The sequence below is a fragment of the Streptomyces albus subsp. chlorinus genome (genome assembly GCF_013302895.1).
Lineage (GTDB): Bacteria > Actinomycetota > Actinomycetes > Streptomycetales > Streptomycetaceae > Streptomyces > Streptomyces chlorinus.
In genome coordinates this window covers 6,992,051-7,015,271 of sequence record NZ_VJOK01000001.1, presented here as the reverse complement: position 1 = coordinate 7,015,271, position 23,221 = coordinate 6,992,051, and the positions used below count along the sequence as shown (strand labels likewise).

Sequence of the window (23,221 nt, the reverse complement as noted above, 5' to 3'; positions counted from 1 at the left end):
AGGAGGTGGACGGCGGTCGCGGCGCCGAGCCGGGCGGCGTGCGCGGGGGTGGAAGGGGTGGTGGTCCAGGTACCAGGCCGCGTCGTACTCGGCGTGCACGTGCCACTTGCCGGGCGCGCCCCGCGCGCAGGCGTCCAGCATCCGGCGCAGCCACGCCCCGGCCTGCTGCTGGGTGATGCGGTCGGGGTCGGGGTGCGGGTCGCCGGAGAACTGGTTGATCTCGTTGCCGACGGTCATGCCGAGGAAGTTCGGCCGGTCGGCGAGGGCCGCGGCGAGGGTCCGCAGATAGACGGCCTCGGCCTCGACCACGTCGGGGTCGGTGAAGAGGTTGCGGCGGTGCCAGGTGCCGGTCCAGGCGGGCAGGAAGTCGAAGCTGGACAGGTGTCCTTGGAGCCCGTCCACGTTGACGTCCAGGCCGCGCTCCCCGGCCGCGTCCACGAGCTGCCGCAGCTGTTCCACGGCACGCTCGCGGACGACGGCACGGTTGGGCTGGAAGAGCGGCCACAGCGGGAACACCCGGATGTGGTCGAGGCCGAGGGAGGCGAGGGAGTCCAGGTCGGTGCGGACGGCGTCCAGATCGAAGTCCAGCCAGTGGTGGAACCAGTCGCGGGAAGGGGTGTAGTTGACGCCGAAGCGCGGCGTCGCGGAGGCGGGAGGGGGCGTGGGGGCGTCGGTCATCGCGGGTCTGTTCCTGGGGTGGGAGCGGGTGGGCACGGGGGCGGGGTGGAGGGGCCTGGGTCCGGGCCGGTGTCATCCCTTGACGGCGCCCTCGCCGACGCCGCGGAAGAAGTACCGCTGGAGGCAGGCGAACATCACCAGCAGGGGCAGCACGGCGATGATGGTGCCGGCGGCCACCAGCCGCTGGTCGTCGGCGAAGGTGCCGTGCAGGTAGTTGAGGCCGACCGTGAGGGTGAAGTTGTCCGGGTCGCTGAGGACGATCAGGGGCCACAGGAAGTCGTCCCACGCGGCCATGAACGCGAAGATGGCGACGACGGGCAGCGTGCCCTTGACCGAGGGCAGGGCGATCCGCACGAACCGCTGCCACACGTTGGCCCCGTCCACGAAGGCGGCCTCCTCCACCTCGTACGGCAGGTTGCTGAAGGCGTTGCGCATCAGCAGCACGTTCATGGCTCCCACGGCGCCGGGCAGGACGACGCCGATCAGGGTGTTGTTCAGGTGGAGCGCCCGCATCATCGTGAACTGGGCGATGATGATGCTCTCCAGCGGGACGAGCATCGCCATCACGAAGACGGCCACGGCGGCCCCGCGCCCCCGGAACCGGAGCCTGGCGAGGGCGTAGCCGGCCAGGGAGGCGCCGACCAGGTTGGTCACGACGGCGGCCACGGCGACGGTGAGGGAGTTGAGCGCGTAGTCCCACACCGGGATGATCCGCGCGACGCCCGCGTAGTTGTCGAGCGTGGCGTCGGCGGGAAGCAGCTTCGGCGGGTAGCTGTAGAGGTCCTCGCCCGGGCCCTTGAGCGAGGTGGACAGCTGCCACAGGAACGGGCCGGCCATGAGGGCGAGGACGGCCAGCAGCACCAGGTAGCGCAGCGCCGTCCGCCAGGCGGGGGGCCGTCTTCCCGTCTCGTCCCGCGGGCCGGTGCGCCACCTGTCCGAGGGCCCGCGGCGGCCCGGTGGCCGCCGCGTCCGCTCCGGTGCGTCCGCTCCGGCAGCCGGTGCCGGTTGGGCGGCGAGCGTCCCCATTACGCGTCCTCCTTCCGGTTGGCCCGCAGCACCAGCAGCATCAGGCCGAGGGTGAGGACGAAGACGACCACGGAGAGCGCCGAGGCGTACCCCACCCGGCCGTTGAGCCCGGTGCCGACCTGCTGGACGAGCTGGACGAGCGTGGTGTCCTCCCCCGCCGGGCCGCCGTTCTCGCCCGCGAGGAGATAGACCTCGGAGAAGACCTTGAAGGCGCTGACGGAGGAGAGGGCGCCCACGAGCACCATGGTGTTGCGGAGTGCGGGCACCGTCACGGTGCGGAAGCGCCGCACCGGTCCCGCCCCGTCGACCGACGCCGCCTCGTGGAGTTCCCGGGGCACGTTGGCGAGTGCCGCCAAGTAAATGATCATGTAGTAGCCGAGGCCCTTCCAGACCGTCAGCAGCATCGCGCTGAGCAGCAGCAGCCACGGATCGCTGAGGAAGCCCACGGGGCTCGCGCCCAGCGCTTCGAGGACGCCGTTGACCAGACCGCGGTCGTCCAGCAGCCACGCCCAGATGAGGCCGACGACGACCACGGAGGCGACGACGGGTGTGTAGAAGGCGGCCCGGAAGAAGGCGATGCCCGGGATGTGCCGCTGAACGAGCAGGGCGAGCAGCAGCGGCAGCACGACCAGCAGCGGCACCGTGACCAGGACGTACAGCGCGCTGTTGCGCAGCCCCGTCCAGAACATCTCGTCGTGCAGCAGCTCACGGAAGTTGGCCAGGCCGACGAAGCCGCCGGGCACCAGCGTCCGGTTGTCCGTGAAGGAGTTGCCCACGGTCAGGAGGAAGGGCGCCAGGCCGAAGGCGAGGACGGCCAGCAGACCGGGGGCGAGGAACAGCCACGGGCTGGCGGGCAGGTGTCTGCGCACTCCCCGGGGCGCGGTAGGTCCGCCCCGGGGTGGTGCGGCGTTAGCTGTCTTCATTCCCCATCCCGGTTCTCCGCTCGGTGCGGCTCTGTGGTGCGCGATCACGCGGGTCAGCCCATCTCCAGCAGCCGGTTGCACTCCTTGGCGGCGGAGCCGAGCGCCTTCCCGGGCGGCTCGTCCCCGCGCACCGCCCGTGTGACGGCGTTCTGCAGGGCGGTCTTCATGTCGTCGCTCATCAGCACGGGCGTGTAGTTGACGGCCTTCTCCAGCGACGCGGCGGTAGCGACGCGTACCCGCGTCCTGTCGGTGCCGTCCTGCTTCGTGAAGTACTCCGTCTCCAGCGCCCCGCGGGTGCTGGGGAAGACGGTGGTCTGGTGGGCGAACGCCATCTGGTTCCGCGCGTTCGTCACGAAGTGGGCGAAGGCGACGGCGGTGGCCTTGTTGCGGCCCGCCGCGTTGACCATCAGCCCTTGGACGTACATGTTCGGGCGGCCGGTGTTGTCGGGCGCGTCCGTGATGCCGATGTTCTCGTAGAGGCGGGGCGCCTCCTTCTTGAACTTGTCGAGGTCCAGGGCGCTGCCGGGGTTCATGGCCACGGACTGCTGCATGAACTTGCGGCCCGCCTGCTCGGGTGTGGAGGTGAACGCCTGCGCGTCGAGGGCCCCGGCCTCGTACAGCTTCTTGTAGCGCTCCAGCAGCTCGACGCCCTTGGGCTCGTCGAAGGTGAAGGCGGTGCCGGACCTGTTCATCAGCCGCACGCCGTAGCGGCCGAAGTCCTCGATGGTGGGGACGCTCGCCAGCGTGGCGACCCTCCCCTTGCTGCGCCGGGCCATCCGCAGCGCGTCGTCGAAGAGTTCGCCGTAGGTGCGGGGCGGGTCCTCGGGGTCGAGCCCCGCCTGCCGGAAGAGCCGCTTGTTGTAGAACAGCGGCCCGGTGTTGAGGTACCAGGGGAAGGCATAGGTGCCCTTCATGCCCGGGATCCTTGAGCTGCGCCACGCCGAGGGCAGGTACTCGTCCCGGTACCGCGGGGCCGCGCTGTCCAGGTCGAGCGCCAGTCGGGCCTTGGCCAGCGGGGCGACGAGGTCGGGTGAGACGTTGACGACGTCGGGCAGGGTGCCGCCCGCCGCATCCGCGCTGATCTTGTCCGCGTACCCCTCGGCCGGCTGGTCGACCCACTTCACGTGCGTACCGGGGTACTTCTTCTCGAAGTCGGCTATCAGTCCCTCGAAGTAGTCCCGGTAGGTGGCCCGCAGATTCCAGGTCTGGAACGTGAGGGTGCCGCGCACCTCGCCCTCGGCGCTCGTGGTGTCCACGTCCTGCGTTCCCACGGTGCACCCGGTGAGGGCGAGGACGCCGGCGAGGGCGAGGGCGGTGGCTATGCGGAACTTGCGCACGGCGAACGGCTCCTTCGAGCAGGACGGGAACACGCCGCGGAGCGGCCGCCGTCGGGCGGGCCGCAGGGAACGACAACTCCCCGGCGAAGGGCGCTGACATCGATGTCAGTCGTCGGCGCCGAGGGATAAGCTGCATTGCCGCAGCGGGAAAGTCAATAGCCTGGAAAACCCGCCCGCTTTTCCGCCACTCCGTTGCCCCCCACCGTCACCGACTCCCTTGCACTCAAGAGCTAATGCGCTTTAGCGTGACGGCACTCAAACGCTTTAGTCCGCAGAACGCCAGAAGGAGCGCGGGGCGCGGCGCCCACGGCGCCGGGCCGGATGGCAAGGTGGCCGGGCCGGACGGCAGGTGAGGGAAGACAGGAACGGGGGTGGCCGGACGTGGACCCGGCGAAGGGGCGCGACGACACGGTGGCCGCGGGCGGGGCGGGAAGCGGGGACGGCGCGGGGGCTCCGGTCCCGGCACGGCCGGCGGACCCGTCCGGTACGCCCGCCCGGCTCCGCAGGCCGACCATCAAGGACATCGCCCGGCGTGCGGGGGTGTCCGAGAGCGCCGTCTCCTTCGCCCTCAACGGCCGCCCCGGTGTCTCGGAGGCAACCCGGGCCCGGGTGCGACGGGTGGCCGAACAGGCCGGCTGGCGGCCCAGCACCGCCGCCCGGGCGCTGTCCGGAGAGGGCGCCGCCACCGTCGGACTGGTACTGGCCCGCCCCGCGCGGATCCTCGGCGTCGAGTCGTTCTTCCTCCAGCTCATCTCCGGCATCCAGCAGGTCCTCGCGGAGCGCCGGCTCGGCCTGCTCTTCCAGGTGGTGGAGGACGTGCCGGCCGAGTGCGCCATGTACCGCCACTGGTGGGCCGAGCACCGGGTGGACGGCGTGCTGCTGGTCGATCCCCGCACCAACGATCCCCGGCCCGGTGTGCTGGAGGCCCTGGGGCTGCCCGCCGTCGCCATCGGGGGCACCGGGAGCCGGCCCCGCCTCTCGGCCGTCTCGGCCGACGACGCGGGTGCGATGGCCGCCGTGGTGTCCCACCTGTGCGACCTGGGGCACCGTGAGATCGTGCACGTCGCCGGGCTGCCGGAACTGGCCCACACCGAGCGGCGGATCGCCTCGCTGCGCGCGGAGGCCGAAAGGCGCGGGCTGCCGCGCGTCCGGTCGCTGACCACGGACTACTCGGACGCGCAGGGCGCCGCGATGACCCGCCGCCTGCTGGACGAGGAACGGCCGCCGACCGCCGTCGTCTACGACAACGACGTGATGGCCGCCGCGGGCGTGGCCGCCGCCGCCGAGCGCGGCCTGTCCGTGCCCGACGACCTGTCCCTCGTCTCCTGGGAGGACTCCGTGCTCTGCCGCATGGTCCACCCCTGGCTGACCGCCCTCGCCCGCGACCCGGTCGCCTTCGGACGCCGGGCCGCCGGGGAGCTGACCCGCCTCCTGGACGGCTCCCCCGCCCGCACCGTCCAAGTCCCGCTGCCCGCCCTGCTGTTGCGCGAGAGCACCGCGCCACCGCGACAGTGACCGCACGCGGTGCGACACCGCCCGCCGACGGGTCGCCTTCGCATCCCGCCGGTATGCGGCGCGGCCGGCGCTGCGGCTAGGGTGATGCGTCGTCGATCAACTCGAAGCGGTTGTCGCTCAGCTGGAGGGCAGTGTGGAGGACGCGCCGTGGGTCGGCCTGGCCGACGCGGTCAAAGGAGTGCGCAGCGAACTGAACGCCGCGCTCGCCGACGGGCAGGACGATCCGATACGGTTCGAACTGGGGCCCGTCGAGCTGGAATTCAGCGTGGACGTACGCAAGGACGACAAGGCCGCCGGCGGGGTGAAGGTCTGGGTCCTGCGGGCGGACGGCGAGAAGTCCTCCGGGCACACCACGGCCGGACGGCTCCACGTCACCCTCAACCCGGTCGACGAGCACGGTGCCGCGGCCCGCATCTCCTCCCGGCGTGACCCGGCACCGCCTCCCCCGCCTCCGCCGGCGGTTCCGGGACCGAGGCCGTGACAGGACCGCGGGCCGGATGCGCGCCGAACAGTCCGTCACCGTGTGGGGCGGCTCCTACGGCTCGGGGTACCTGGTCGGACCGCGGCTGGTGCTGACGGCCGCCCATGTGGTGGCAGGTGCGGGCCCCGGCGGCGCGGCACAGATCGTCCGCGCCGACGAGAGCGAGTGGTGGGCCTGCGAAGTGGCCTGGCTGGGCAACGGGTCGGCGGGCATGGACGCCGCACTGCTGCGCGTCCACGACCCGCGCTGGGTGCCGCCCGCCCGCCTGGCTCCCCCGCGCTGGGGACGGTTCACCACCGGGGAGCCGGGGCAGCGCTGGCAGGCCGTGGGGTTCCCGGACGCCGTGGAGGCGGTCGGCGGGCTCCGGGAGAGCGAGCACCTGTCGGGCACGGTCAACCCCGGGTCGCGGACGCGGGCGCGGCGGCTCGCCTGCGCGATCCAGGGGCCGGCCCCCACCGGTCGCGGCCCCTCCCCCTGGTCGGGCTTCTCCGGCGCCGCGCTGTTCGCCTCCGGTCTGCTGATCGGCGTCGCGCTGATCGACGCCACCGCCTGGCAGCACGGCCGCATCGAGGCGCTGCCCGCCGAACGGCTGCTGGCCGAGCCGGGGTTCCGCACGCTGTGGGAGGAGGAGTGGGAGCACGCGGCGGTGCCGGAGTCGGTGGAACTGGCCGGGCTGGTGGTCCCCCCGTCGGCGAAGCGGCCGGTCTCGCCCGCGGGCCTGCTGCGCGCGGACGCCGACGTCCTGCCGTTCCACGGCCGGGAGGAGCTTCTCGCCGGTCTCCACGACTGGTGCGTCCAGGACGACCCCGACGGGACCGGGGTCTCGCTCCGCCTGCTGACGGCCCCGGGCGGCCACGGCAAGTCCCGTACCGCGCGGGAGCTGGCGGCACGGCTGCGGACCGAGGGCTGGGCCGCCGGCGAGCTGACGGCGTGGGGCCCGGCCCACCGCGCGGACCGGCCCTACGCCGCCGTCGCGGCCGGCACCGTTCCCGTGCTGCTCGTCATCGACTACGCCGAGTCCCGCTCCGAGCAGATCACCGCGCTGGTCCGGGCCCTCGACCACCGCCACGGCGGCGCACCGGTCCGGTTGCTGCTGCTGGCACGCTCGGCGGGGGAGTGGTGGGACACGCTGCGCACGGCCGACCCGCTGCTCGACGACCTCACCAGGTCCCCCGTGCACCACGTGCTTGAACCGCTGTTCGACGGTCCGGCCGCTCCCGGCCCCGAACTGGAGACCTCGCTGCTCGCCCTGGCCCGCGCGCTCGGCCGGCTGCCCGGCCACCGGGACACCGACTGGGGCCGCCTCATCCCCGACGCCACGGCCCTGGCACACGACCTGCTCGCCGACGGCCCCGTCTCCGCCCTCGACCTCCATCTGGCCGCGCTCACCGCCCTGTTGCAGACGGGTCCGCGTCCGGTGGCCCCGCCCGGGACGCACCCCGCCACCGCGGCCCGGGAACCGGAGACGGCCGAGGACATCCTGCTGGCCCACGAGGAGCGGTACTGGCTGACCGGGGCCAGGGCCCACGGGGTCGCCCTGAGCCCCGCCGTGCTCCGCCGGGCCGTCGCCTTCGCCTGCCTCACGGCACCGCCCGACGAGGCCACCGCCCGCGACGTCCTGCGGTGCGTTCCCGGGCTGCGCGACCTCGGCGAGGACGCCGGCATCACCGCCGCCACCTGGCTGAGGGACATCTACCCGCCGCTCGGCTCCGCCTTCTGGGGGTCGCTGCAACCCGACCGGATCGCCGAGCACCTCCTCGGCCACGTCCTCGGGGACCGGCCGGAACTGCTGCGGTCCGCCCTGCCCGAGCTGCCCCGGGACCTGCTGGACCACGCGCTGACCGTCCTGGCCCGGACCTGGGCCAGGCGGCCCTCGTTCGCCGAGGAGTGCGCCGAGGCGATCGCGGCCTCCCCGGCGCGCCTGCTCCCCGCGGCCGTACGGCAGGTGACGAGCACGCTGGAACCCGCACCGGTGCGCCGGGCGCTGGAGCGGTATCTGTCCCAGGAGTCGCTGGAGACCAGCACGCTGGCCACCGTCCTGATGGCCGTGCCGCTCAAGACCGAGGTGCTGCACGCGCCCGCGGTCCACATGGCGCAGCTCCTCGCCCGCCATCTGCTCGGCGAGCTGCGGTCCGGGCAGCCGGTGCTCGAGGAGACCGCCGTCGCGCTCAACATCGCCGCCATCCGGCAGCAGAGCCTCACCGGCCATGCCGGCTCGGAGGAGCGGGCCCTCGCCGAACTGGCCGTCGCCGTCAACCGGGCACTCGTCGAACAGCACGGCTCCGGACAGCGCAAGCACCTGGGCATGGCCCTCGCACTGCGGACCAGGTGTCTCGACCGGCCGGGCGAGGAGCAGGCGGCGCTGGCCTGCGCCGACGAGGCCGTGGGGTTGCTGCGCGACCTGCCCGGCGCGGAGTGGGACCTGGTGACGGCGCTCAACTCGCGGGCCGTGGTGCTGGGCCGGTGCGGGAAGCACGAGACGGTCCTCGACGTGGTCGACGAGGCGTTGCTGATCCTCGGGAACCAGGCCGTGCCCGGCACGGACGGCGACATGCTCTTCTTCACCCTGCGGCAGAACCAGGTCCTCTCGCTGGCCGCCCTGGGGCGCCTCACGGAGGCTCTCGACACCTCCTCCCAGACGCTCGCCCGCTTCCGGGAGCACGCCGAGCGGCGTCCCGACGCCTGGGCGGAGCTGTGCTGCCTGGCACTGCGGCAGCACGCGGAGATCCTGCTCGACAGCGGGCGGCCCGAGGCGGCGCGGCCCGTGCTCGACGAGGCACTCGGACACGCCCGCCGGCTCGTCCGCTCCCGGCCCGGGGCCCACCACGCGCTGCTCTCGTCACTGCTGGTGTTCACCGCCTCCGTCCAGGACGCGACCGGCTCGGCCGCCGAGGCCGCGGAAACCGTCGGCGAGGCCGTCGGCCTGCTCCGCCGGGCGGCCCCGGACGACCCCTCGGTCGCCGGGCAGCTCGCGGACACCCTGGGCCTGCACAGTGTGCTGCTCGCCGAGGCCGGGGAGCCGCGCCGCGCGCTGCGCGCGGCGAACGGCGCCGTCCAGATCCGGCGGGACCTGTACCGCGCCGAACCGGACGGCCGGTACCGTCACTTGGCCGACGCGCTGCTGGTGCTGGAGCGCCGGTTCACGGCCCTCGGCCTTCCCCACCGGGCGGAGTCGGCCGCGAGCGACGCGGTAGGGGTGCTGCGCGCCCACGGTGACCCCGGCGACGCCGGGACCGCGGAACGGCTCGCGGACGCCCTGCACCGCCGCGCCAACCGGCGTACGGACACGGGGAACGCGGCCGGTGGCAGGTCGGACATCGCCGAGTCCGTCCGCCTGCGCCGCTCCCTCGTGCGGCGTTCCCCCTCCCTCCCGCACCGCCGGGACCTCGGGGTGAGCCTCCTGGACGAGGGCGCCAAGTACCTTCCCCGCCGCCCGAAGCGGGCGTTGCGCAGCGCCGACGAGGCCGTGGGACTGCTGCGCGGTGTCGCGGAGGCCGGCCACGAGGGCGGTGACGTCGATCTGGCCCGGGCGCTGGGCAACCGGGCCGGCGTCCTGGCGGCGCTGGAGCGGACGGAGGCGGCGCTGCGCGACTCCGAGGAGACCGTCGCCCTCTTCCGGGCCGCTGTCGAGGCCCGGTCGTCCGAGGACGGCGGCGTGGACAGCGGCCCGGTGGAGGACCTGGCCATCGCCCTGACCAACCACGCCCACATGCTGCTGAGTACGGGCGCGGCGGAGGAGGCGATGCGGGCCGCGGAGGAGGCCGTCGGCCGCTACCACGCCTCCCTCGCCCGCACAGGAGCGGTCGGCCGGGGCGCGTTGATGGTGCTGTCACTCGTGGCCCTCGGTAAGGCGGCCCGCGAGGCGGGGTACGAGGCGCGCGCGGAGTCCGCGCTGGAGACGGCGCGGGCGTTCGCGCGGCGCACCGGGCAGCCCGGTCTCGTCCGCGCGTACCTCGGCGGGCGGCCCGGGGACGGATGACCTCCTCGTGCGGAGAGGCGGCGGGCCGGCGGTTCCGGGGCGGAGAGCGGCGGCACGCTCACATGGCGCGCAAACCCCGGTCGGCGAAGACGATCAGCCACTCGAAGCTCTCGTCGATGTCGGCGCTCCACTGGAAGCCGTTGGCCGCCTGCAGCGTGGCGAACCCGTGGCAGAGGCTGCGCAGCATGCGCAGCGCGTGGTCCACGTCGGCGTCCGCGATCTCGTAGCCGCGCAGGACCGCCATGAAGGCGTCGAGCAGCCGACGACCGGCGGTGGCCGGCGGGTCGTCCGGGCCGGACGGCTCCACACCGATCGTCGCGGCGTACCGGCCGGGGTGCTCCACGACGAAGGCGCGGAAGGCGCGTGCCGCGGCCGCCAGGGCGTCGCGGCCCGCCAGCCCCCGGACGGCGCCGCCGACGGCGTCGGCGGCCTCGTCCAACGCCAGGGCGGCGATGCGCCGGTTGAGGTCGTCCAGGCCGCCCACGTGCTTGTAGAGGGAGGGGGCGCGGACGCCCAGTCGCTCGGCGAGCAGGCCCATCGTCAGGTTGGCGAGGCCCACCTCGTCGGCGAGGGCGGCACCCGCCGCGACCACGGCTGCGGCGTCCAGCCCCGCCCTAGGCACGGGCGCCGTCCCGGCGGGCGAAGGCGAGCACCAGCGAGGCCACCTGGTCGGGGAACTGGTCGTGCGGGTAGTGGCCGGCCCCTTCGATCATCTCCAGGCGGCCGAGGCCGGAGGGCAGGGCCTCGACGATCGCCGCACCCTCGGCGTGCGGGTCGGCCCAGTCGGGGTCGAGCGTGCCCATCACGACCAGGACCGGGCAGCGGACGTCGCCCAGGTGCGCGCCGGCGTCAGTCGGGGCGCTGCGGCCCATGCCCCGCAGGGCCTTCATCCGGCCCGGCTCGCGCAGCAGGGCGTCGATGCGTGCGAGCCGCCCGGACCAGTCGTCCGGCCGCACGCCGGGGTAGGCCACCTCGAGGTAGGAGCGCCAGAGCCGCACGCTGCCGAACGCGCCCGCGCCCAGCAGCCGCAGCATGCCCCGCCGGAAGCGTCTCACCCGCAGGTCCCCGAGGCGGATCGTCTGCTTGCGGGTGAACGGCGCGAGTTCGACGACGGCGGTGACGAGCGAGGGCTGCCGGGCCGCGGCGATGGTGGCGGCGCCGCCGGAGATCGAGTGGCCGACGAGCACGGCCGGGCCGCCCAGGTGGCGGATCACGGCGAGCAGGTCGTCCGCGAGGGCGGTGCGGCTCCAGTCCTGCCAGTCGGTGCCGGACTCGCCGCAGCCGCGCAGGTCGACCGCGGCGACCCGGTACCCCGCCGCCACCAGCCGCGGGATCAGGGCGCGGTAGGCGGCGCGGCTGTCGCCCATGCCGTGTGCGAGGACGATCAGCGGGCCGGACCCCGCGACCTGGTAGGCGAGGGTGCCGCCCTCGACGGTCAGGTATTCGGTCATGGCATCCCCCGTTGTGGCTAGTGTTATTAGCTAGAAGCTAATCACCTTAGCCGCACCTGTCAATGGCGAGGTGCCCCCCGGTCTCCAGGCTGGCGAGGGCGGAGGCGCCGCTGCACAGGAGCCGTCCGTCGCGCCGGACGCTGACCCGCAGCCTGCCGGCCAGCTGGTGGCGGGTGTGGGCGAAGCGGTGCCGTTCCAGCAGGGGCACGGGGAGGGCGAGGGGCTCGGCGGCGGGGGAGATCCCGGTCATCTCGACCTGGTGCCGGCGGGAGCGGGCCCGCACGTGCCAGTGGCCGTCCCGCACCGACGCCCGCACGAGCGCGGCGGGCGGGACCAGGCTGACGACCTCGTCACCGAGGGCGACCACCAGACCGTTGGCCGGCACGGTGAACCGGCCACGGCCCAGGAGGCCGCCCGCGAACGCCGCACACAGGTCCGGCCGGTCGAAACCGTGCGCCTGCCCCCACCACCAGGCCGGCGGGAAGCCCCGGCCCCAGGACTTCTCGGCGTAGACCTGGCAGCCCGACAGATCCCAGGTCTCCCCGTCCAGCGTGGCGGCCCCCTCGACCCGCGCGCCGAAGAGGTGCGGGTGCCAGTAGTGGTTGAGGCCGGGCACCAGGGAGAAGAGGCCGCTGCCGTGCAGGACGCGGTGTGCGGGCCAGGTGCGTACCGGCCGCACCTGGCACCGGACGTCCACGCCGTCGCCGATCCGGGCCCGCAGCCGGTCGTGGGCCAGTTCGAAGGCGGGCGGCGCGGCGATCCGGAAGGTCCGGGTGTCCGCCCGGGGCCCGTCGAGGCTCGTCGCGCGCACCAGTCCCGAGGGGTGCGCGGAGACGACGACTGTCGCCCAGGGCCGTCCGGGGTGGTGGTTGACCCCGCAGGCGACGAGCAGGACCCTGCCCCGCTCCGGGTCGGTGAAGCGCCACAGGTACCCCTCCATGGGAGCCCGGTGGGAGGGCAGGGGGTCGCCGCGGGGCAGGTCGGCGCCGGTGCCGCGCCACAGGTCGCGCAGCCGCTCGGCGGGGCCGGATCCGGTGCCGCGCCCCCGGCGCGGGGTGCGGGGGACGGGGTGGCCGTTCATCTCTCCCGTGCCGTCAGATGGTCCGCCAGGGCGAGCAGTTCGGTGCGGACGCGGACCGGCATCGGCAGGGCGGCGACCATTTCGACGGCGCCCTCCCGCTGCCGGCGCGCCTCCGCCTCGGCCCCGGCCCTGCCGCCCGCCGCCTCCGTCAGCTCCAGCGCGGTACGCAGTTCCGCCTCCCCGAACCGCCCCTCGGAACCCGCCAGCAGGGTGTGAAGGCGCTCCCCCGCATCCGTGCCGGAGGCGAGGGCGGCCAGGACGGGCAGGGTCTTGCGGCCGGCGAGGAGGTCGGAGCCGACCGGTTTGCCCGTCCTGGCCGGCTCGCCCCACAGGCCGATGATGTCGTCGGCGCACTGGAAGGCCACGCCGATCCGGTGGCCGAAGAGCGCGAACCTGGCCACGTCGCGCGGCCCGCCCCCGGCCAGCAGCGCGCCGATGGCGGCGGCCCCGGCCAGCAGGGCGCCCGTCTTGGCGGCGGCCGCACGGCGGTAGTCGGCCAGGGTCACCGAACCCGGTCCGCGCCAGGGGGCCCGGGCGGAGCTGTGGTCGTACTCCTGGCCGCGCAGTGTGGCCAGCATGGCGCGCGTCAGCAGGGAGACGGCCCAGGCGGCGCGCGGGGTGCGCGGTGCGGCCAGGGTGTCCGCGGCCAGGGCATGGAGGCCGTCCCCGGTCAGCAGGGCGGCGGCGGTCCCGTACCGCTGCCAGAGGGTGGGCCGGCCGCGGCGCGTGGAGTCGCCGTCCATGATGTCGTCGTGGACGAGGGCGAAGTTGTGGACGAGTTCGACGGCGGCGGCGCCCGGGGTCGCCCGCTCCGCCGGGGCGCCGAGCGCCTCGGCCGCGAGGTAGGCCAGGGCCGGGCGCACGGCCTTGCCCGGTGTGGCCCGTCCGGTTGGTTCCCCCTCGGGACCCCACCAGCCGAGGTGGTAGCCGCTCATCCGGGCCAGGTGCCGCGGCAGCCGGTCCACGGCCGCGCGCAGTGCGGGCTCCACGCGCGCGTGCGCCCGTCGGCACACCGACACGGCGAGGTCGCGGGCCCCGGCCGTCGCACCCACCGCCCCGGTCATCGTGCCTCGCGCTCCTCGGACAGAAGGGGTGCGCCCGCCGCCCCGGGCCCGTGCCCGTGCGCGCCCCCGTCGGGCACGGTTCCGTCCCCCGGGACGCCGAGCGCCTCCGATCGCGGTCCGCGCTCCCGCCCGGCGGCCTCCGCCGTCCCGGCAGCGTCCGGCTCCTTCGCGCGGCGGGCCGAGAGCACCGCCCGGTACAGCCACAGTGCGAACAGCACGGTGGTGCCGCCCGCGAGGGACGACCAGAGGGCGGGGGCCGGCCGTCCGCCCAGTGCCATGTCGGCGAGGAGGCCCAGCATGGTCGCACAGGTGGTGAGCGGCAGTTGCACGGACGCCCAGAAGGTGACGGCGTCGCAGCGGACGCGGTCCTCCATCGCGCCGGTGAGGAGGCCGCGCACCACGACGGCCGCCACGGGCGCCACCAGCACCTGGGCGAGGGCCACCGGTGCGGGCAGGACGTGGGCGGCGGCGAGGGCGGCCACGCCCGCGTACAGGAGGGCCTGGCCCACCGCGTAGACGGCGGTCAGCCGGCGCGGGCCGAGGGTGGCGGCCAGGGTGGCCTTGCCGACGCGCGTGTCGCCCTCGATATCCGCGAGGTTCATGATCAGGCACCGCAGCACCTGGAGAGCGGCGACGAAGGCCGTGCACCACAGCAGCAGCGCACAGGGCGGGCCGGACTGGAGGAAGGCGGCGAGGAGGGGCCCCATGCCGTAGAGCACGGCGGCGCAGCTCACCTCGCCCAGGGCGCGGTAGTTCAGGCGCAGCGGGGGCGCCGTGTAGAACCAGGCGAGCGCGGTCAGCGCACAGGCCAGCAGTCGCGCGGGCGGTGTCGGCATCGTGGCGATGAGCGCCAGTGAGGTGAACAGGAGGACGAACGCGGCGCCGATGCTCGTGGCCGGGGAGAGGAGTCCGTCGACCAGGACGCGGCTGCCGCCGGTCCAGGAGGTGGGCCGCGCGTTCGCCCGGTCGGCCTCCAGGTCGAAGTACTCGTTGCAGAAGTGGGTCATCAGATGCGTCGACCAGGCGAAGGCCAGGGTGACCAGATACCAGGGCAGCGAGAAGGTGCCGGTCGCGTGGACGGCGAGGGTCACGCCGAACCCGGTCACCATCATGCTCTGGAAGAGGAACTTGACCCGGGCCAGCCTGACGAAGGCCGCGAACGAGCCGGGTGCCGGGGAGGCGGCGGCCGGCGGGGGGCCGCTCCCGCGTCCGGTGCCGCTCACGGGCGCGGTCTCGTTCACGTGTCCTGCTTGGCGGCGACGATGATGCCGTGCGGTGTCCAGCCGGGTACCTCGATCCGCTCGACCGAGGAGAAGCCGGCCTCGCGCAGGCACTTCTCGTGCAGCCGCCAGGGGTAGATCATTCCGCCCTCGGCCGGCAGCGAGGCGAAGTAGACGCTGTCCAGGGCCGCGACCACGGGGCCGTCCCCCTCGTCGTTCGACATCGAGTTGAAGATGACGACGCGTCCGCCCGGGGTGAGGGCGTCGTACGCCTTGCGGAGCAGCGCCGTGTTCTCCTCCGGTGTCCAGATGACGAGCTGATGGGCGAAGAGGACGCAGTCCATCCCGCCGGGGAACGGGTCGGCGAACATGTCGCAGGGCTCCACGAGGACCCGGTCCCCCAGCCCCGCCTCGGTGATCCTCTTCTCGGTGACCGGCGCGGAGGAGGGGATCTCCAGGACGGTGACGTGGAGGTGCGGGTTGGCCTCGGCGAGGGCGAGCGCGTTGACGGCGTCCCCGCCTCCGCAGTCCAGGAGCCGGGTCGCGCCGCCGAGGTCGAGGGCCGCGACGAGGTGCTCGTTGGCCAGCTCGGACCAGGAGCGCATGTAGCGGTAGAAGACCGTCTCCAGGTGCGGGTGGCGGCTGAGGCGGTGGTAGAGGTCCGGGCCGTCACCGGGGATGCGCCGCAGCCCGACGTTGGTGTTCTCCCGGAGGGAGGCGACGAAGTCGGCCTGTCCCGGGTAGACGATGTGCTGCTCGAAGGCCACGGTGTCCTTCAGCTTGTCCCAGCCGCCGTCCTCGGCCAGTGAGGCGATCAGCGTCGCGGCCCGGTAGCGGCCCTCCTCCTTGCGGGTCAGCCCGAGCGCGGTGCAGCCCAGCAGCAGGATGTCGGCGGCCCGCTCGGCCAGTCCCAGCTCCGCCCTGATCTCCTCGGCGGTCAGCTCGCCCCGCTCCAGGAGCAGGTCCAGCAGCTCCAGTTCGCAGGCGGCGTTGAGGTACTGGAAGGCGGCGTGGCCGAAGAGGAGAAGGGACAGCCGGTCCATGTCCAGCTCCGCGGGCTGCTCGGCCCCCGGGGAAGCCGCGGCCGACGGGGTGGTCATCGCGGGGATGGTCATTGTTTCCCTCTTGCCGTTCGGTACTCGTGGGCTGTGTCGACAGCAGGTTCGCCGACCGGCCGCGCTTGCCGTCCGACCCGAAGCCCGGACCAACCGGTAAAACGACGCAATGCAGTCAATCATCACTATACGCATGACATAGCTACATATAGTGATATTCAATGCCACCGACGCAGGGAACGACGCCATGAAACCAACGCCACTCGACGCGACGTCCACAGCCGAAGCGCTGCCCGGCCGTACCGAAACCCGGCCCGGCGAGGGCACCGGCCCGGCGGCGGACGCCCGCCCGGAGAGCGGCACCCGCCCGTGGGACATCACCGGAATCGACCACATCCGGCTGAGCGTGGGCAACGCCCGCCAGGCCACCCACTTCTACGTGAGCGCCTTCGGCATGGAGCCGACGGCCTGCCGCCGCCCGGAGAACTCGCCCCACGGGCACGCCGAGTACGTCCTCACCTCCGGCGATGTCCGCTTCGTGGTGACCGGCGGCGGCGAACCGGACAGCCCCGCCACCCGGTGGGCGGCCGTGCACGGCGACGGCGTCAGCGACATCGCCCTCACCGTCGGGAACCTGGACGAGGGGCTGGCGCACGCGGTGCGCGCGGGCGCGGAGGTCCTCGCGGAGCCCGAGGAGCACGAGGACCGGTTCGGAACGGTACGCACGGCCGCCATCGCGGCCTACGGCGAACTGCGCCACACCCTGGTCGAGCGCCGCTCCTACTCCGGTCCCTTCCTGCCCGGCTTCGAGGCACCCGCCCCCGGCGGCCCCCGGCCCGCCGGCCCGCGCCTCTTCCACCGGATCGACCACGTCGTGGGCTGCGTCGAGCTGGGCCTGCTGGACCAGTGGGTCGACTTCTACCGCCGCACCATGGGCTTCTCGACGATGGCCGAGTTCGTCGGCGACGACATCGCCACCCGGTACTCCGCGCTGATGAGCAAGGTCGTCACCGACGGCTCGCACAAGGTCAAGCTCCCGCTGAACGAACCGGCCCCCGGCCGGCGCCGCTCCCAGATCGACGAGTACCTCGCCTACCACCGCGGCCCCGGCACCCAGCACATCGCGCTGGAGACCAAGGACATCCTCGCCGCCACGGACGCCCTGCGGGCCGCCGGGGTCGACTTCCTCCCCACCCCGCACACCTACTACGACGACCCGGAACTGCGCGCACGGATCGGCGCCGTCCGGGTGGACATCGGCGAGCTGCGCTCCCGGGGCGTCCTCGTGGACCGGGACGAGGACGGCTACCTGCTGCAGATCTTCACCCGCCCGCTGGTGGACCGGCCGACCTTCTTCATCGAACTGATCGAACGGCACGGCAGCCGGGGGTTCGGCAAGGGGAACTTCAAGGCCCTCTTCGAAGCCGTCGAGCGCGAACAGGAGCTGCGGGGAAACCTCTGACGCCCGACGGCGCCCGACACCCCGCCCGGCCCCGCCCCGGCCCGGCCGCCCCGTAGTCCCCTCCCCCACCCAGGAGCTTCCATGACCAGAGCGACGCTCGCGAAGAATCCCGACGACGTGTCCGCGATGTTCGACCAGGCGGCACCCCGCTACGACCTGACCAACACCCTCCTGTCCGCGGGACAGGACCGGGTGTGGCGCGCCCGTGCCCGCGAGGCGCTGGCGCTGCGCCCCGGGGAACGCTGCCTGGACGTGGCCTGCGGAACCGGCGTCTCCACCGAGGCCCTGGGGCGCTCCGGCGCCACCGTCGTCGGCGTGGACCGCTCCGCGGGCATGGTCGGCCGCGGCGCCCACCGGCCCGTCACCCTGCGGGTGGGGGACGCGCTCCACCTCCCCTTCCGGGACGCGGAGTTCGACGCGGTGACCATCATGTTCGGACTGCGCAACGTGGTGGACGCGCCCGCCGCGCTCCGCGAGATGGCCAGGGTCGTACGGCCCGGCGGCCGGCTGGTCGTCTGCGAGTTCAGCCACCCGGCCTGGCCGCCGTTCCGCACCGTCTACCTGCGGTATCTGAGGGACGGTCTGCCCAGGATCGCCCGCCGCGTCTCCAGCAACCCGGACGCCTACACCTACCTCGCCGAGACCATCCGCGCCTGGCCCGCGCAGCGGGAACTCGCCGCCGTGATCGCCGGCTGCGGCTGGTCGCACGTCTCGTGGCGGAACCTCACCGGAGGCGTCGTCGCCCTGCACCGCGCCGTCCGCGACGCCCCGCGCCCCGCCCCGGCCGCGCCCGCACCCCAGGAGGCCGCCGCATGAGCCCACAGGCCGCGGCCGACGCCCAGGTCGTCGTCGTGGGCGCGGGGCCCGGCGGTTCCACGGCCGCCTACCACCTGGCGCGGCAGGGCCTCGATGTGGTGCTGGTGGAAAAGGCGCGGTTCCCCCGCGAGAAGGTGTGCGGCGACGGGCTGACGCCGCGCGCCGTGCGGCAGCTGGTCCGGATGGGCATCGACACGACGGGACCCGGCTGGATGCGCAACAGGGGTCTGCGCTTCGTCTCCCGTGGCCGGACCCTGGAACTCGACTGGCCCGAGAGCAGCAGCTTCCCCGGCTACGGCCTGACCCGCACCCGCGAGGACTTCGACCAGCTCCTCGCCCGGCACGCCGAGGCCGCGGGCGCCCGACTGCACACCGGTACGAAGGTGACCGGGCCGCTGCTGGACCGCGCGGGGCGTGTCGCCGGCGTCTCCGCGAGCGGGCCGGACGGCGAGCGGCGGGACTTCACGGCCCCCCTGGTCGTCGCGGCGGACGGGGTCGCCGGACGCCTCGCCGTGGCCGTGGGCATCGAACGCCTCCCGAAGCGTCCCGTCGGTACGGCGGTGCGCCGCTACATCCGCAGCCCCGCCAAGCACCTGGACCCGTACCTGGAATCGTGGCTGGACCTGCGGCGCGACGACGGCCGCATCCTCCCCGGTTACAGCTGGATCTTCCCGATGGGCGACGGCAGGGTCAACGTCGGTCTGGGGGTGCTCAACGACTCGCGCACCGGCTCGATGCAGGCCCGCCGGCTGCTCGACACCTGGCTGGCCCGCACACCCGCCGAGTGGGGGCTGCGCGACGCGGACGGCTCGGGGAACGCCGACGGTCCGCTGCGCGGCGCGGCCCTGCCGATGGGCTTCAACCGCCTCCCCCACTACCGGCGCGGCCTCATGCTGATCGGTGACGCCGGAGGCATGGTCAACCCGTGCAACGGAGAGGGGATCGCCTACGCCATGGAGTCGGCCGAACTCGCCGCCGACATCGCCGCGCAGGCCCTCGCCCGGCCCGCCGGCCCCTCACGGGAACGTGCGCTGGAGGCGTACCCGGCTCAGATGGCCCGCCGGCTGGGCCGCTACTACCGGCTCGGCCGCGGCTTCTCCGCGCTGATGGCGCGCCCGGCCTTCACCTCGCTCGTCACCCAGAACGCCGTGCGGTCCCCGGCCGCGATGCGCTTCATGGTGCGGCTGCTGTCCAACCTGACCGACGACCCCGGCTCCGACACCATGGACCACGTCATCAACGCCCTCATCCGGGTGACGCCCGCGCCCCGCGTGGCCCGCTGAGCACCACGGAAGAACGGCTCCCCACGTGTGGCCCGGCCGTCCCCGGCCCGCCGGTCCGGCGTCCGGCGGGGCGCCCGGCGATCAGCGGTTCGGCTGCGCGGAGCTCACATCGGCCAGCGCGGAGTTGGGGTCGCGCTGCAGGGCGATGTCGCCCATGGTGACCGTTCCGACGAGTTCGTCACCGTCCACGACGGGCAGGCGGCGGACCGCGTTCTCGCGCATCAGCCGTACGGCGTCGTCGATCTCCGCGTCCGGCGCGCAGGTGACCACGTCGCCGCTGCACACGTCCTGGGCGCTGGTGGTGTCGACGTCGCGGGCGTCCGCCAGCGCGCGGACGACGAGGTCCCGGTCGGTGACGACACCCCGCAGGTGGTCCTCTTCGCTGACCAGCACCTCACCGAAGTCCTCGTCCCGCATGAGCCGGGCGACCTCGGATATGGCGGTCTCCGGCTCGACGGTGATCGGGTCGGCCGTCATGATCTCGCTGATCCGGTGGGCCATGATCTCCTCCTGATGGTCTTCGGCATGGTCCGACGTACTCCGCCCCCCGTGCGTAACCACGGGTCCCGCGGCCTACACCTGGCCCCCTCCCCGGAATGCGGGGGCGCCGCCGGGGGCCCAGCCTGGTGAGGGAGGTGGTCCCAGGCGATGGCACGGCTGCTGACCGACGGGGACGATCTGGTCGTCCGCCCGTCGTGGTGGGAGAAGCTCGCCACGGGGCACCGGGAGATCCGGGTGCCGCTGTCCGCGGTGGCGCGGATCGGCGAGGAGCCCTCCTGGTGGCGCCCGCTGCGGGGCGAGCCCGGGCGGACCAGCTATGTCCCGGGGATGTCCCATCTCGGTGTCTGGCGGCACGGGGACGGGCAGGACTTCGTCGCGGTCCGCCCGTGGCGGCCGGTGGTGGTCGTCGAGACCCGTGGCGGCGCGCCGTTCGCACGTATCGCGGTCTCGGTACGGGACACCCGTGTGGCGAGGGACCTGTTGACGGACCGGCGGCGCTGACGCACCCGGGCGGGCGTGCGCGCCACGACGAGACGAGGGCAGGCGGTTGCTCATGGTGGGCGAGAGCGGCGACGACCTCCAGGCGCGCAGGCAGGGCCGGGGCGGGCACCGCGCCGTCCCGCACACCGCGGACGTACGCGTCGAAGCCTGGGGCACCAGCCGCGAGCAGTGCCTGGCGGAGGCGGTGCTCGGACTGGTCGAGTCCTTCGCCGACCTGTCCCGGGCCGGGCCCGGTGCCCTGCGCCGGGTCCGCGTCGCCCGGGACAGCGACGAGGACGTGCTGGCGGCGCTGCTGGAGGAGGTGGTCTTCCGTCTGGAGGTCCACGGCGAGGTGCCCGTGGAGGCCGAGGCGCGGACCGTCGAGGACGGTGCCGTCGAGGCACGGCTCGCGGTGACGGACCTGTCGGCGGTGCCCGTCACCGGGGCGGCACCCAAGGCGGTGTCCTGGCACGGACTGCGGATGGGGCCGGACCCGTACGGGTGGTCGTGCGCGGCGACGGTGGACGTCTGACGCTGGGACGCCGGGAGGCCGCGACGCAGGGAGGCCGGGACGCAGGAACTCCCGGCCTCCGGGACCGCCTCCGGCCCGAGACCTCCGATCTCCGGCCTCGGGCCTTGTGCCTTGTGCCTCGGGCCTCGGGCCTCGGGCCTCGGGCCTTCGAGATGCGACTCCCTCGATCGCCTTTCCCCGGTCGCCCTCCTCGAACGCGACCGCCGTCCTCGAATGCGGCGGCAGCCGCGAGGGCTACCCCTTGACCACGCCGAGCGGGACCAGACGGGCCACCTTGCGGCACAGGCCCGCGCCCTCGCTCGCCTCGACCACGGCGGTCACGTCCTTGTACGCCTCGGGCGTCTCCTCCGCGAGGCTGCGCGGCGACAGCGGGCGCACCGCGATGCCCTCCGCCTCCAGACGGGCCCGCAGCTGCTTGCCGCCGGTCGTCCGCGCGGCCTGGTGGCGGCTGAGGGCGCGGCCCGCGCCGTGGCAGGTGGAATGGAAGGCGTCCCCTCCGGCAACGCCGGTGAGCACGTAGGAGGCCGTGCCCATCGTGCCGGGGATGAGCACCGGCTGGCCGGCCTCCCGCAGATCCTCCGGCAGATCCGTGTGGCCGGGAGGGAAGGCCCGGGTGGCGCCCTTGCGATGGACGCACAGCCGCCGCCGCGCGCCGTCCACGGTGTGCGTCTCGACCTTGGCGAGGTTGTGCGAGACGTCGTAGACGAGGGTCAGCCGGGCGCCCGCCGCACGGTGGAAGACCCGGCGTGCCGCCTGGGCCAGCAACTGCCTGTTGGCCCGGCCGTAGTTCGCCGCCGCCGCCATCGCACCGAGGTAGTCGCGGCCCTCCGGGGAGTCGGCCGGGGCACAGGCCAGCTGCCGGTCGGGGACCTGGACGCCGTAGCGGGGCATGGCCTTGTCCATGACGCGTACGTGGTCGGTGCAGATCTGGTGGCCGAGCCCCCGCGAACCGCAGTGGATCATCACGCACACCTGGTCCCTGGCCAGCCCGAACGCGGCGGCGACCGGCTCGTCGTAGACCTCGGCGACCCGCTGGACCTCCAGGAAGTGGTTGCCGGAACCCAGGCTGCCGACCTGGGCGAGGCCGCGCTCACGGGCCCGCTCGCCCACCTGGCGCACATCGGCGTCGGCCACCGCCCCGCCGTCCTCGCAACGCCACACGTCCCGCTCCTCCCCGTGGCCCTCCTCCACGGCGTACCGGGAGCCGCCCTCCAGGACGGACTCCAGCTCGCCGGGCCCGCTCAGCTTCCACACGCCACCGGGTCCCGCGCCGCGCGGCACCGCACGGCCCAGGCCGTCCATCAGCTCCTGGAAGGCCGGCGCGAGTTCCCGGCGGCCGCAGTCGGCCGTCAGCAGCCGCACCCCGCAGGAGATGTCGAAGCCGACACCGCCGGGCGAGATCACACCCCCGTCGGCCACATCGGTGGCGGCGACGCCCCCGATGGGGAAGCCGTAGCCCCAGTGGATGTCGGGCATGGCGTAGGAGGCTCCCACGATGCCCGGCAGGGTGGCCACGTTGGCGACCTGTTCCAGCGACCGCTCCGCGTCCCGCAGCAGCCCCTCGGAGGCGAACACCACTCCGGGAGCCCGCATCCCGTCCTGCGGCTCCACCCGGAACCGGTACGGGCCCTCCTGCGCGTACTCCATCGCAGCCTCCACAACGTGCCCCGCGTCGGCCGCGCCCCGCCCCGTGCGGCGACACGGCCCTCGCAGCCCCACGGGGTTACCCGGCCACGGCGGACCACACCGCGGTTCCACCACCGGGCCCGCGGTTTCAGCCCCGGAGCCCGCGGTACCCGGACGGGAAGACATCGATGCTGTCCCACGCGGCCCACGGCCGGGACAGTGAGGCCGCCGGCCGGAACCGCTGAGGGAGCACAGCAGCTGACCCCCAGTGATGCACATGTTGTCCGCGACTCCCAGCGATACCGCCATGTCAGACCGCCACGAACTCCGCCGGCTGTCCGCCCGGGAACCCACCCCGCCCAATCCGGGCCCGGGTCCCGGACCCCCCGCGCCCGAACCGGGCCCCGTGCCCGGCCCGGCACCCTTGCCGGGCCCCGATCCGGTGCCGCCCGCACCTCCCCGGCCGGAACCCGACCCGGTGCCTCCGAACCCCCGGCCCCCCACACCGGGACCCGAACCCGGCCCGGCGCCCGACCCGGTCCCGCCCCCGTCCCCCGTCTCGGCGGTCCGGTGCGCATGGTGAAGGGCGCCCGACGGCTCGTGTACGACTTCAGGCCTGGACGCCCCTCGCACGTACTGTAAGCCTGTACTGACCCTCCGTGGAGGGAGCGTCACCGTTTCGGGCGATCAGTCAATTCCCCTTCGCGACCA

Annotated in this window: 19 protein-coding genes and 1 pseudogene; 8 read left to right on the top strand and 12 right to left on the bottom strand. The window is 74.2% G+C overall.

All coding sequences use genetic code 11. The features are described from left to right. The 4 genes and pseudogenes from FM076_RS30410 to FM076_RS30395 all read right to left on the bottom strand — a co-directional run. Positions 1-678 (bottom strand): annotated as a pseudogene (locus FM076_RS30410) (glycoside hydrolase 5 family protein); the annotation flags it as partial. Positions 679-750: 72 nt separating this feature from the next. Next, positions 751-1,704, bottom strand: coding sequence for a carbohydrate ABC transporter permease (locus FM076_RS30405; protein WP_243274683.1), 954 nt, complete (start codon positions 1,702-1,704; stop codon positions 751-753). After that, entirely contained in the window at positions 1,704-2,627 is a 924-nt protein-coding gene (locus FM076_RS30400; RefSeq protein WP_173874040.1) for a carbohydrate ABC transporter permease, read from the bottom strand. The genes FM076_RS30405 and FM076_RS30400 overlap by 1 nt, the downstream gene beginning before the upstream one ends. A gap of 53 nt (positions 2,628-2,680) precedes the next feature. Next, positions 2,681-3,964 carry an extracellular solute-binding protein gene (locus FM076_RS30395; protein ID WP_173874039.1) on the bottom strand — a complete coding sequence of 428 codons (1,284 nt, stop codon included), beginning with the start codon at positions 3,962-3,964 and terminating at the stop codon, positions 2,681-2,683. 513 nt (positions 3,965-4,477) lie between these two features. On the opposite strand from FM076_RS30395, the gene FM076_RS30390 reads away from it, so the two are divergent. The 3 genes from FM076_RS30390 (at position 4,478) to FM076_RS30380 (ending at position 9,939) form a co-directional block, all read left to right on the top strand. Next, positions 4,478-5,479 (top strand): substrate-binding domain-containing protein, encoded by a 1,002-nt coding sequence (locus FM076_RS30390; RefSeq protein WP_173875116.1) that lies wholly within the window; start codon positions 4,478-4,480, stop codon positions 5,477-5,479. 133 nt (positions 5,480-5,612) lie between these two features. Beyond that, positions 5,613-5,960: a trypco2 family protein gene (locus FM076_RS30385; protein ID WP_173874038.1), complete on the top strand. Its 348-nt coding sequence runs from the start codon at positions 5,613-5,615 to the stop codon at positions 5,958-5,960. 16 nt (positions 5,961-5,976) lie between these two features. Then, entirely contained in the window at positions 5,977-9,939 is a 3,963-nt protein-coding gene (locus tag FM076_RS30380; protein ID WP_173874037.1) for a S1 family peptidase, read from the top strand. Between the two features lie 58 nt (positions 9,940-9,997). Here FM076_RS30380 and FM076_RS30375 read toward each other — a convergent pair whose 3' ends face one another. The 6 genes from FM076_RS30375 to FM076_RS30350 are packed head-to-tail and all read right to left on the bottom strand — an operon-like array spanning position 9,998 to position 15,855. Next, positions 9,998-10,531, bottom strand: a complete 534-nt coding sequence (locus tag FM076_RS30375; protein WP_173875115.1) for a WHG domain-containing protein — start codon at positions 10,529-10,531, stop codon at positions 9,998-10,000. A 22-nt stretch (positions 10,532-10,553) separates the two neighbouring features. Next, complete coding sequence (locus FM076_RS30370) at positions 10,554-11,390, bottom strand: alpha/beta fold hydrolase (protein WP_173874036.1); 837 nt, start codon at positions 11,388-11,390, stop codon at positions 10,554-10,556. A 46-nt stretch (positions 11,391-11,436) separates the two neighbouring features. Then, positions 11,437-12,471, bottom strand: a complete 1,035-nt coding sequence (locus tag FM076_RS30365; RefSeq protein ID WP_173874035.1) for a tocopherol cyclase family protein — start codon at positions 12,469-12,471, stop codon at positions 11,437-11,439. Then, positions 12,468-13,535: a polyprenyl synthetase family protein gene (locus FM076_RS30360; protein ID WP_173874034.1), complete on the bottom strand. Its 1,068-nt coding sequence runs from the start codon at positions 13,533-13,535 to the stop codon at positions 12,468-12,470. The genes FM076_RS30365 and FM076_RS30360 overlap by 4 nt, the downstream gene beginning before the upstream one ends. Then, positions 13,532-14,776 carry a prenyltransferase gene (locus tag FM076_RS30355; RefSeq protein ID WP_345945337.1) on the bottom strand — a complete coding sequence of 415 codons (1,245 nt, stop codon included), beginning with the start codon at positions 14,774-14,776 and terminating at the stop codon, positions 13,532-13,534. The genes FM076_RS30360 and FM076_RS30355 overlap by 4 nt, the downstream gene beginning before the upstream one ends. Continuing rightward, positions 14,773-15,855, bottom strand: a complete 1,083-nt coding sequence (locus FM076_RS30350; protein WP_274598868.1) for a methyltransferase — start codon at positions 15,853-15,855, stop codon at positions 14,773-14,775. The genes FM076_RS30355 and FM076_RS30350 overlap by 4 nt, the downstream gene beginning before the upstream one ends. Positions 15,856-16,057: 202 nt before the next feature. Between FM076_RS30350 and hppD the strand changes: the two genes are divergently transcribed. From hppD to FM076_RS30335, 3 genes are all read left to right on the top strand, one after another. Beyond that, positions 16,058-17,272: a 4-hydroxyphenylpyruvate dioxygenase gene (gene hppD / locus FM076_RS30345; RefSeq protein ID WP_173874032.1), complete on the top strand. Its 1,215-nt coding sequence runs from the start codon at positions 16,058-16,060 to the stop codon at positions 17,270-17,272. Between the two features lie 81 nt (positions 17,273-17,353). Further along, positions 17,354-18,088, top strand: coding sequence for a demethylmenaquinone methyltransferase (locus tag FM076_RS30340; protein WP_173874031.1), 735 nt, complete (start codon positions 17,354-17,356; stop codon positions 18,086-18,088). Beyond that, positions 18,085-19,371, top strand: coding sequence for a geranylgeranyl reductase family protein (locus tag FM076_RS30335; protein WP_173874030.1), 1,287 nt, complete (start codon positions 18,085-18,087; stop codon positions 19,369-19,371). The genes FM076_RS30340 and FM076_RS30335 overlap by 4 nt, the downstream gene beginning before the upstream one ends. An 81-nt stretch (positions 19,372-19,452) precedes the next feature. Here FM076_RS30335 and FM076_RS30330 read toward each other — a convergent pair whose 3' ends face one another. Then, entirely contained in the window at positions 19,453-19,872 is a 420-nt protein-coding gene (locus FM076_RS30330) for a CBS domain-containing protein (protein WP_173874029.1), read from the bottom strand. A gap of 147 nt (positions 19,873-20,019) precedes the next feature. Here FM076_RS30330 and FM076_RS30325 point away from each other — a divergent pair, with 147 nt between their 5' ends. Together FM076_RS30325 and FM076_RS30320 are read left to right on the top strand one after the other, a co-directional pair. Continuing rightward, complete coding sequence (locus tag FM076_RS30325) at positions 20,020-20,373, top strand: hypothetical protein (protein ID WP_173874028.1); 354 nt, start codon at positions 20,020-20,022, stop codon at positions 20,371-20,373. A gap of 52 nt (positions 20,374-20,425) precedes the next feature. Further along, positions 20,426-20,884 carry an archease gene (locus tag FM076_RS30320; RefSeq protein ID WP_173874027.1) on the top strand — a complete coding sequence of 153 codons (459 nt, stop codon included), beginning with the start codon at positions 20,426-20,428 and terminating at the stop codon, positions 20,882-20,884. 234 nt (positions 20,885-21,118) lie between these two features. On the opposite strand, the gene FM076_RS30315 is transcribed toward FM076_RS30320, so the two are convergent. Then, positions 21,119-22,531: an RtcB family protein gene (locus FM076_RS30315; protein WP_173874026.1), complete on the bottom strand. Its 1,413-nt coding sequence runs from the start codon at positions 22,529-22,531 to the stop codon at positions 21,119-21,121. Between the last annotated feature and the right edge of the window lie 690 nt (positions 22,532-23,221).

Bases quoted from the DNA above. Each gene is read 5' to 3' on its own strand.
- FM076_RS30405 (WP_243274683.1), bottom strand. From the start codon at position 1,704: ATGGGGACGCTCGCCGCCCAACCGGCACCGGCTGCCGGAGCGGACGCA.
- FM076_RS30400 (WP_173874040.1), bottom strand. From the start codon at position 2,627: ATGAAGACAGCTAACGCCGCACCACCCCGGGGCGGACCTACCGCGCCC.
- FM076_RS30380 (WP_173874037.1), top strand. From the start codon at position 5,977: ATGCGCGCCGAACAGTCCGTCACCGTGTGGGGCGGCTCCTACGGCTCG.
- FM076_RS30370 (WP_173874036.1), bottom strand. From the start codon at position 11,390: ATGACCGAATACCTGACCGTCGAGGGCGGCACCCTCGCCTACCAGGTC.
- FM076_RS30365 (WP_173874035.1), bottom strand. From the start codon at position 12,471: ATGAACGGCCACCCCGTCCCCCGCACCCCGCGCCGGGGGCGCGGCACC.
- FM076_RS30360 (WP_173874034.1), bottom strand. From the start codon at position 13,535: ATGACCGGGGCGGTGGGTGCGACGGCCGGGGCCCGCGACCTCGCCGTG.
- FM076_RS30350 (WP_274598868.1), bottom strand. From the start codon at position 15,855: ATGACCACCCCGTCGGCCGCGGCTTCCCCGGGGGCCGAGCAGCCCGCG.
- hppD (WP_173874032.1), top strand. From the start codon at position 16,058: ATGAAACCAACGCCACTCGACGCGACGTCCACAGCCGAAGCGCTGCCC.
- FM076_RS30340 (WP_173874031.1), top strand. From the start codon at position 17,354: ATGACCAGAGCGACGCTCGCGAAGAATCCCGACGACGTGTCCGCGATG.
- FM076_RS30335 (WP_173874030.1), top strand. From the start codon at position 18,085: ATGAGCCCACAGGCCGCGGCCGACGCCCAGGTCGTCGTCGTGGGCGCG.
- FM076_RS30330 (WP_173874029.1), bottom strand. From the start codon at position 19,872: ATGGCCCACCGGATCAGCGAGATCATGACGGCCGACCCGATCACCGTC.
- FM076_RS30325 (WP_173874028.1), top strand. From the start codon at position 20,020: ATGGCACGGCTGCTGACCGACGGGGACGATCTGGTCGTCCGCCCGTCG.
- FM076_RS30320 (WP_173874027.1), top strand. From the start codon at position 20,426: ATGGTGGGCGAGAGCGGCGACGACCTCCAGGCGCGCAGGCAGGGCCGG.
- FM076_RS30315 (WP_173874026.1), bottom strand. From the start codon at position 22,531: ATGGAGTACGCGCAGGAGGGCCCGTACCGGTTCCGGGTGGAGCCGCAG.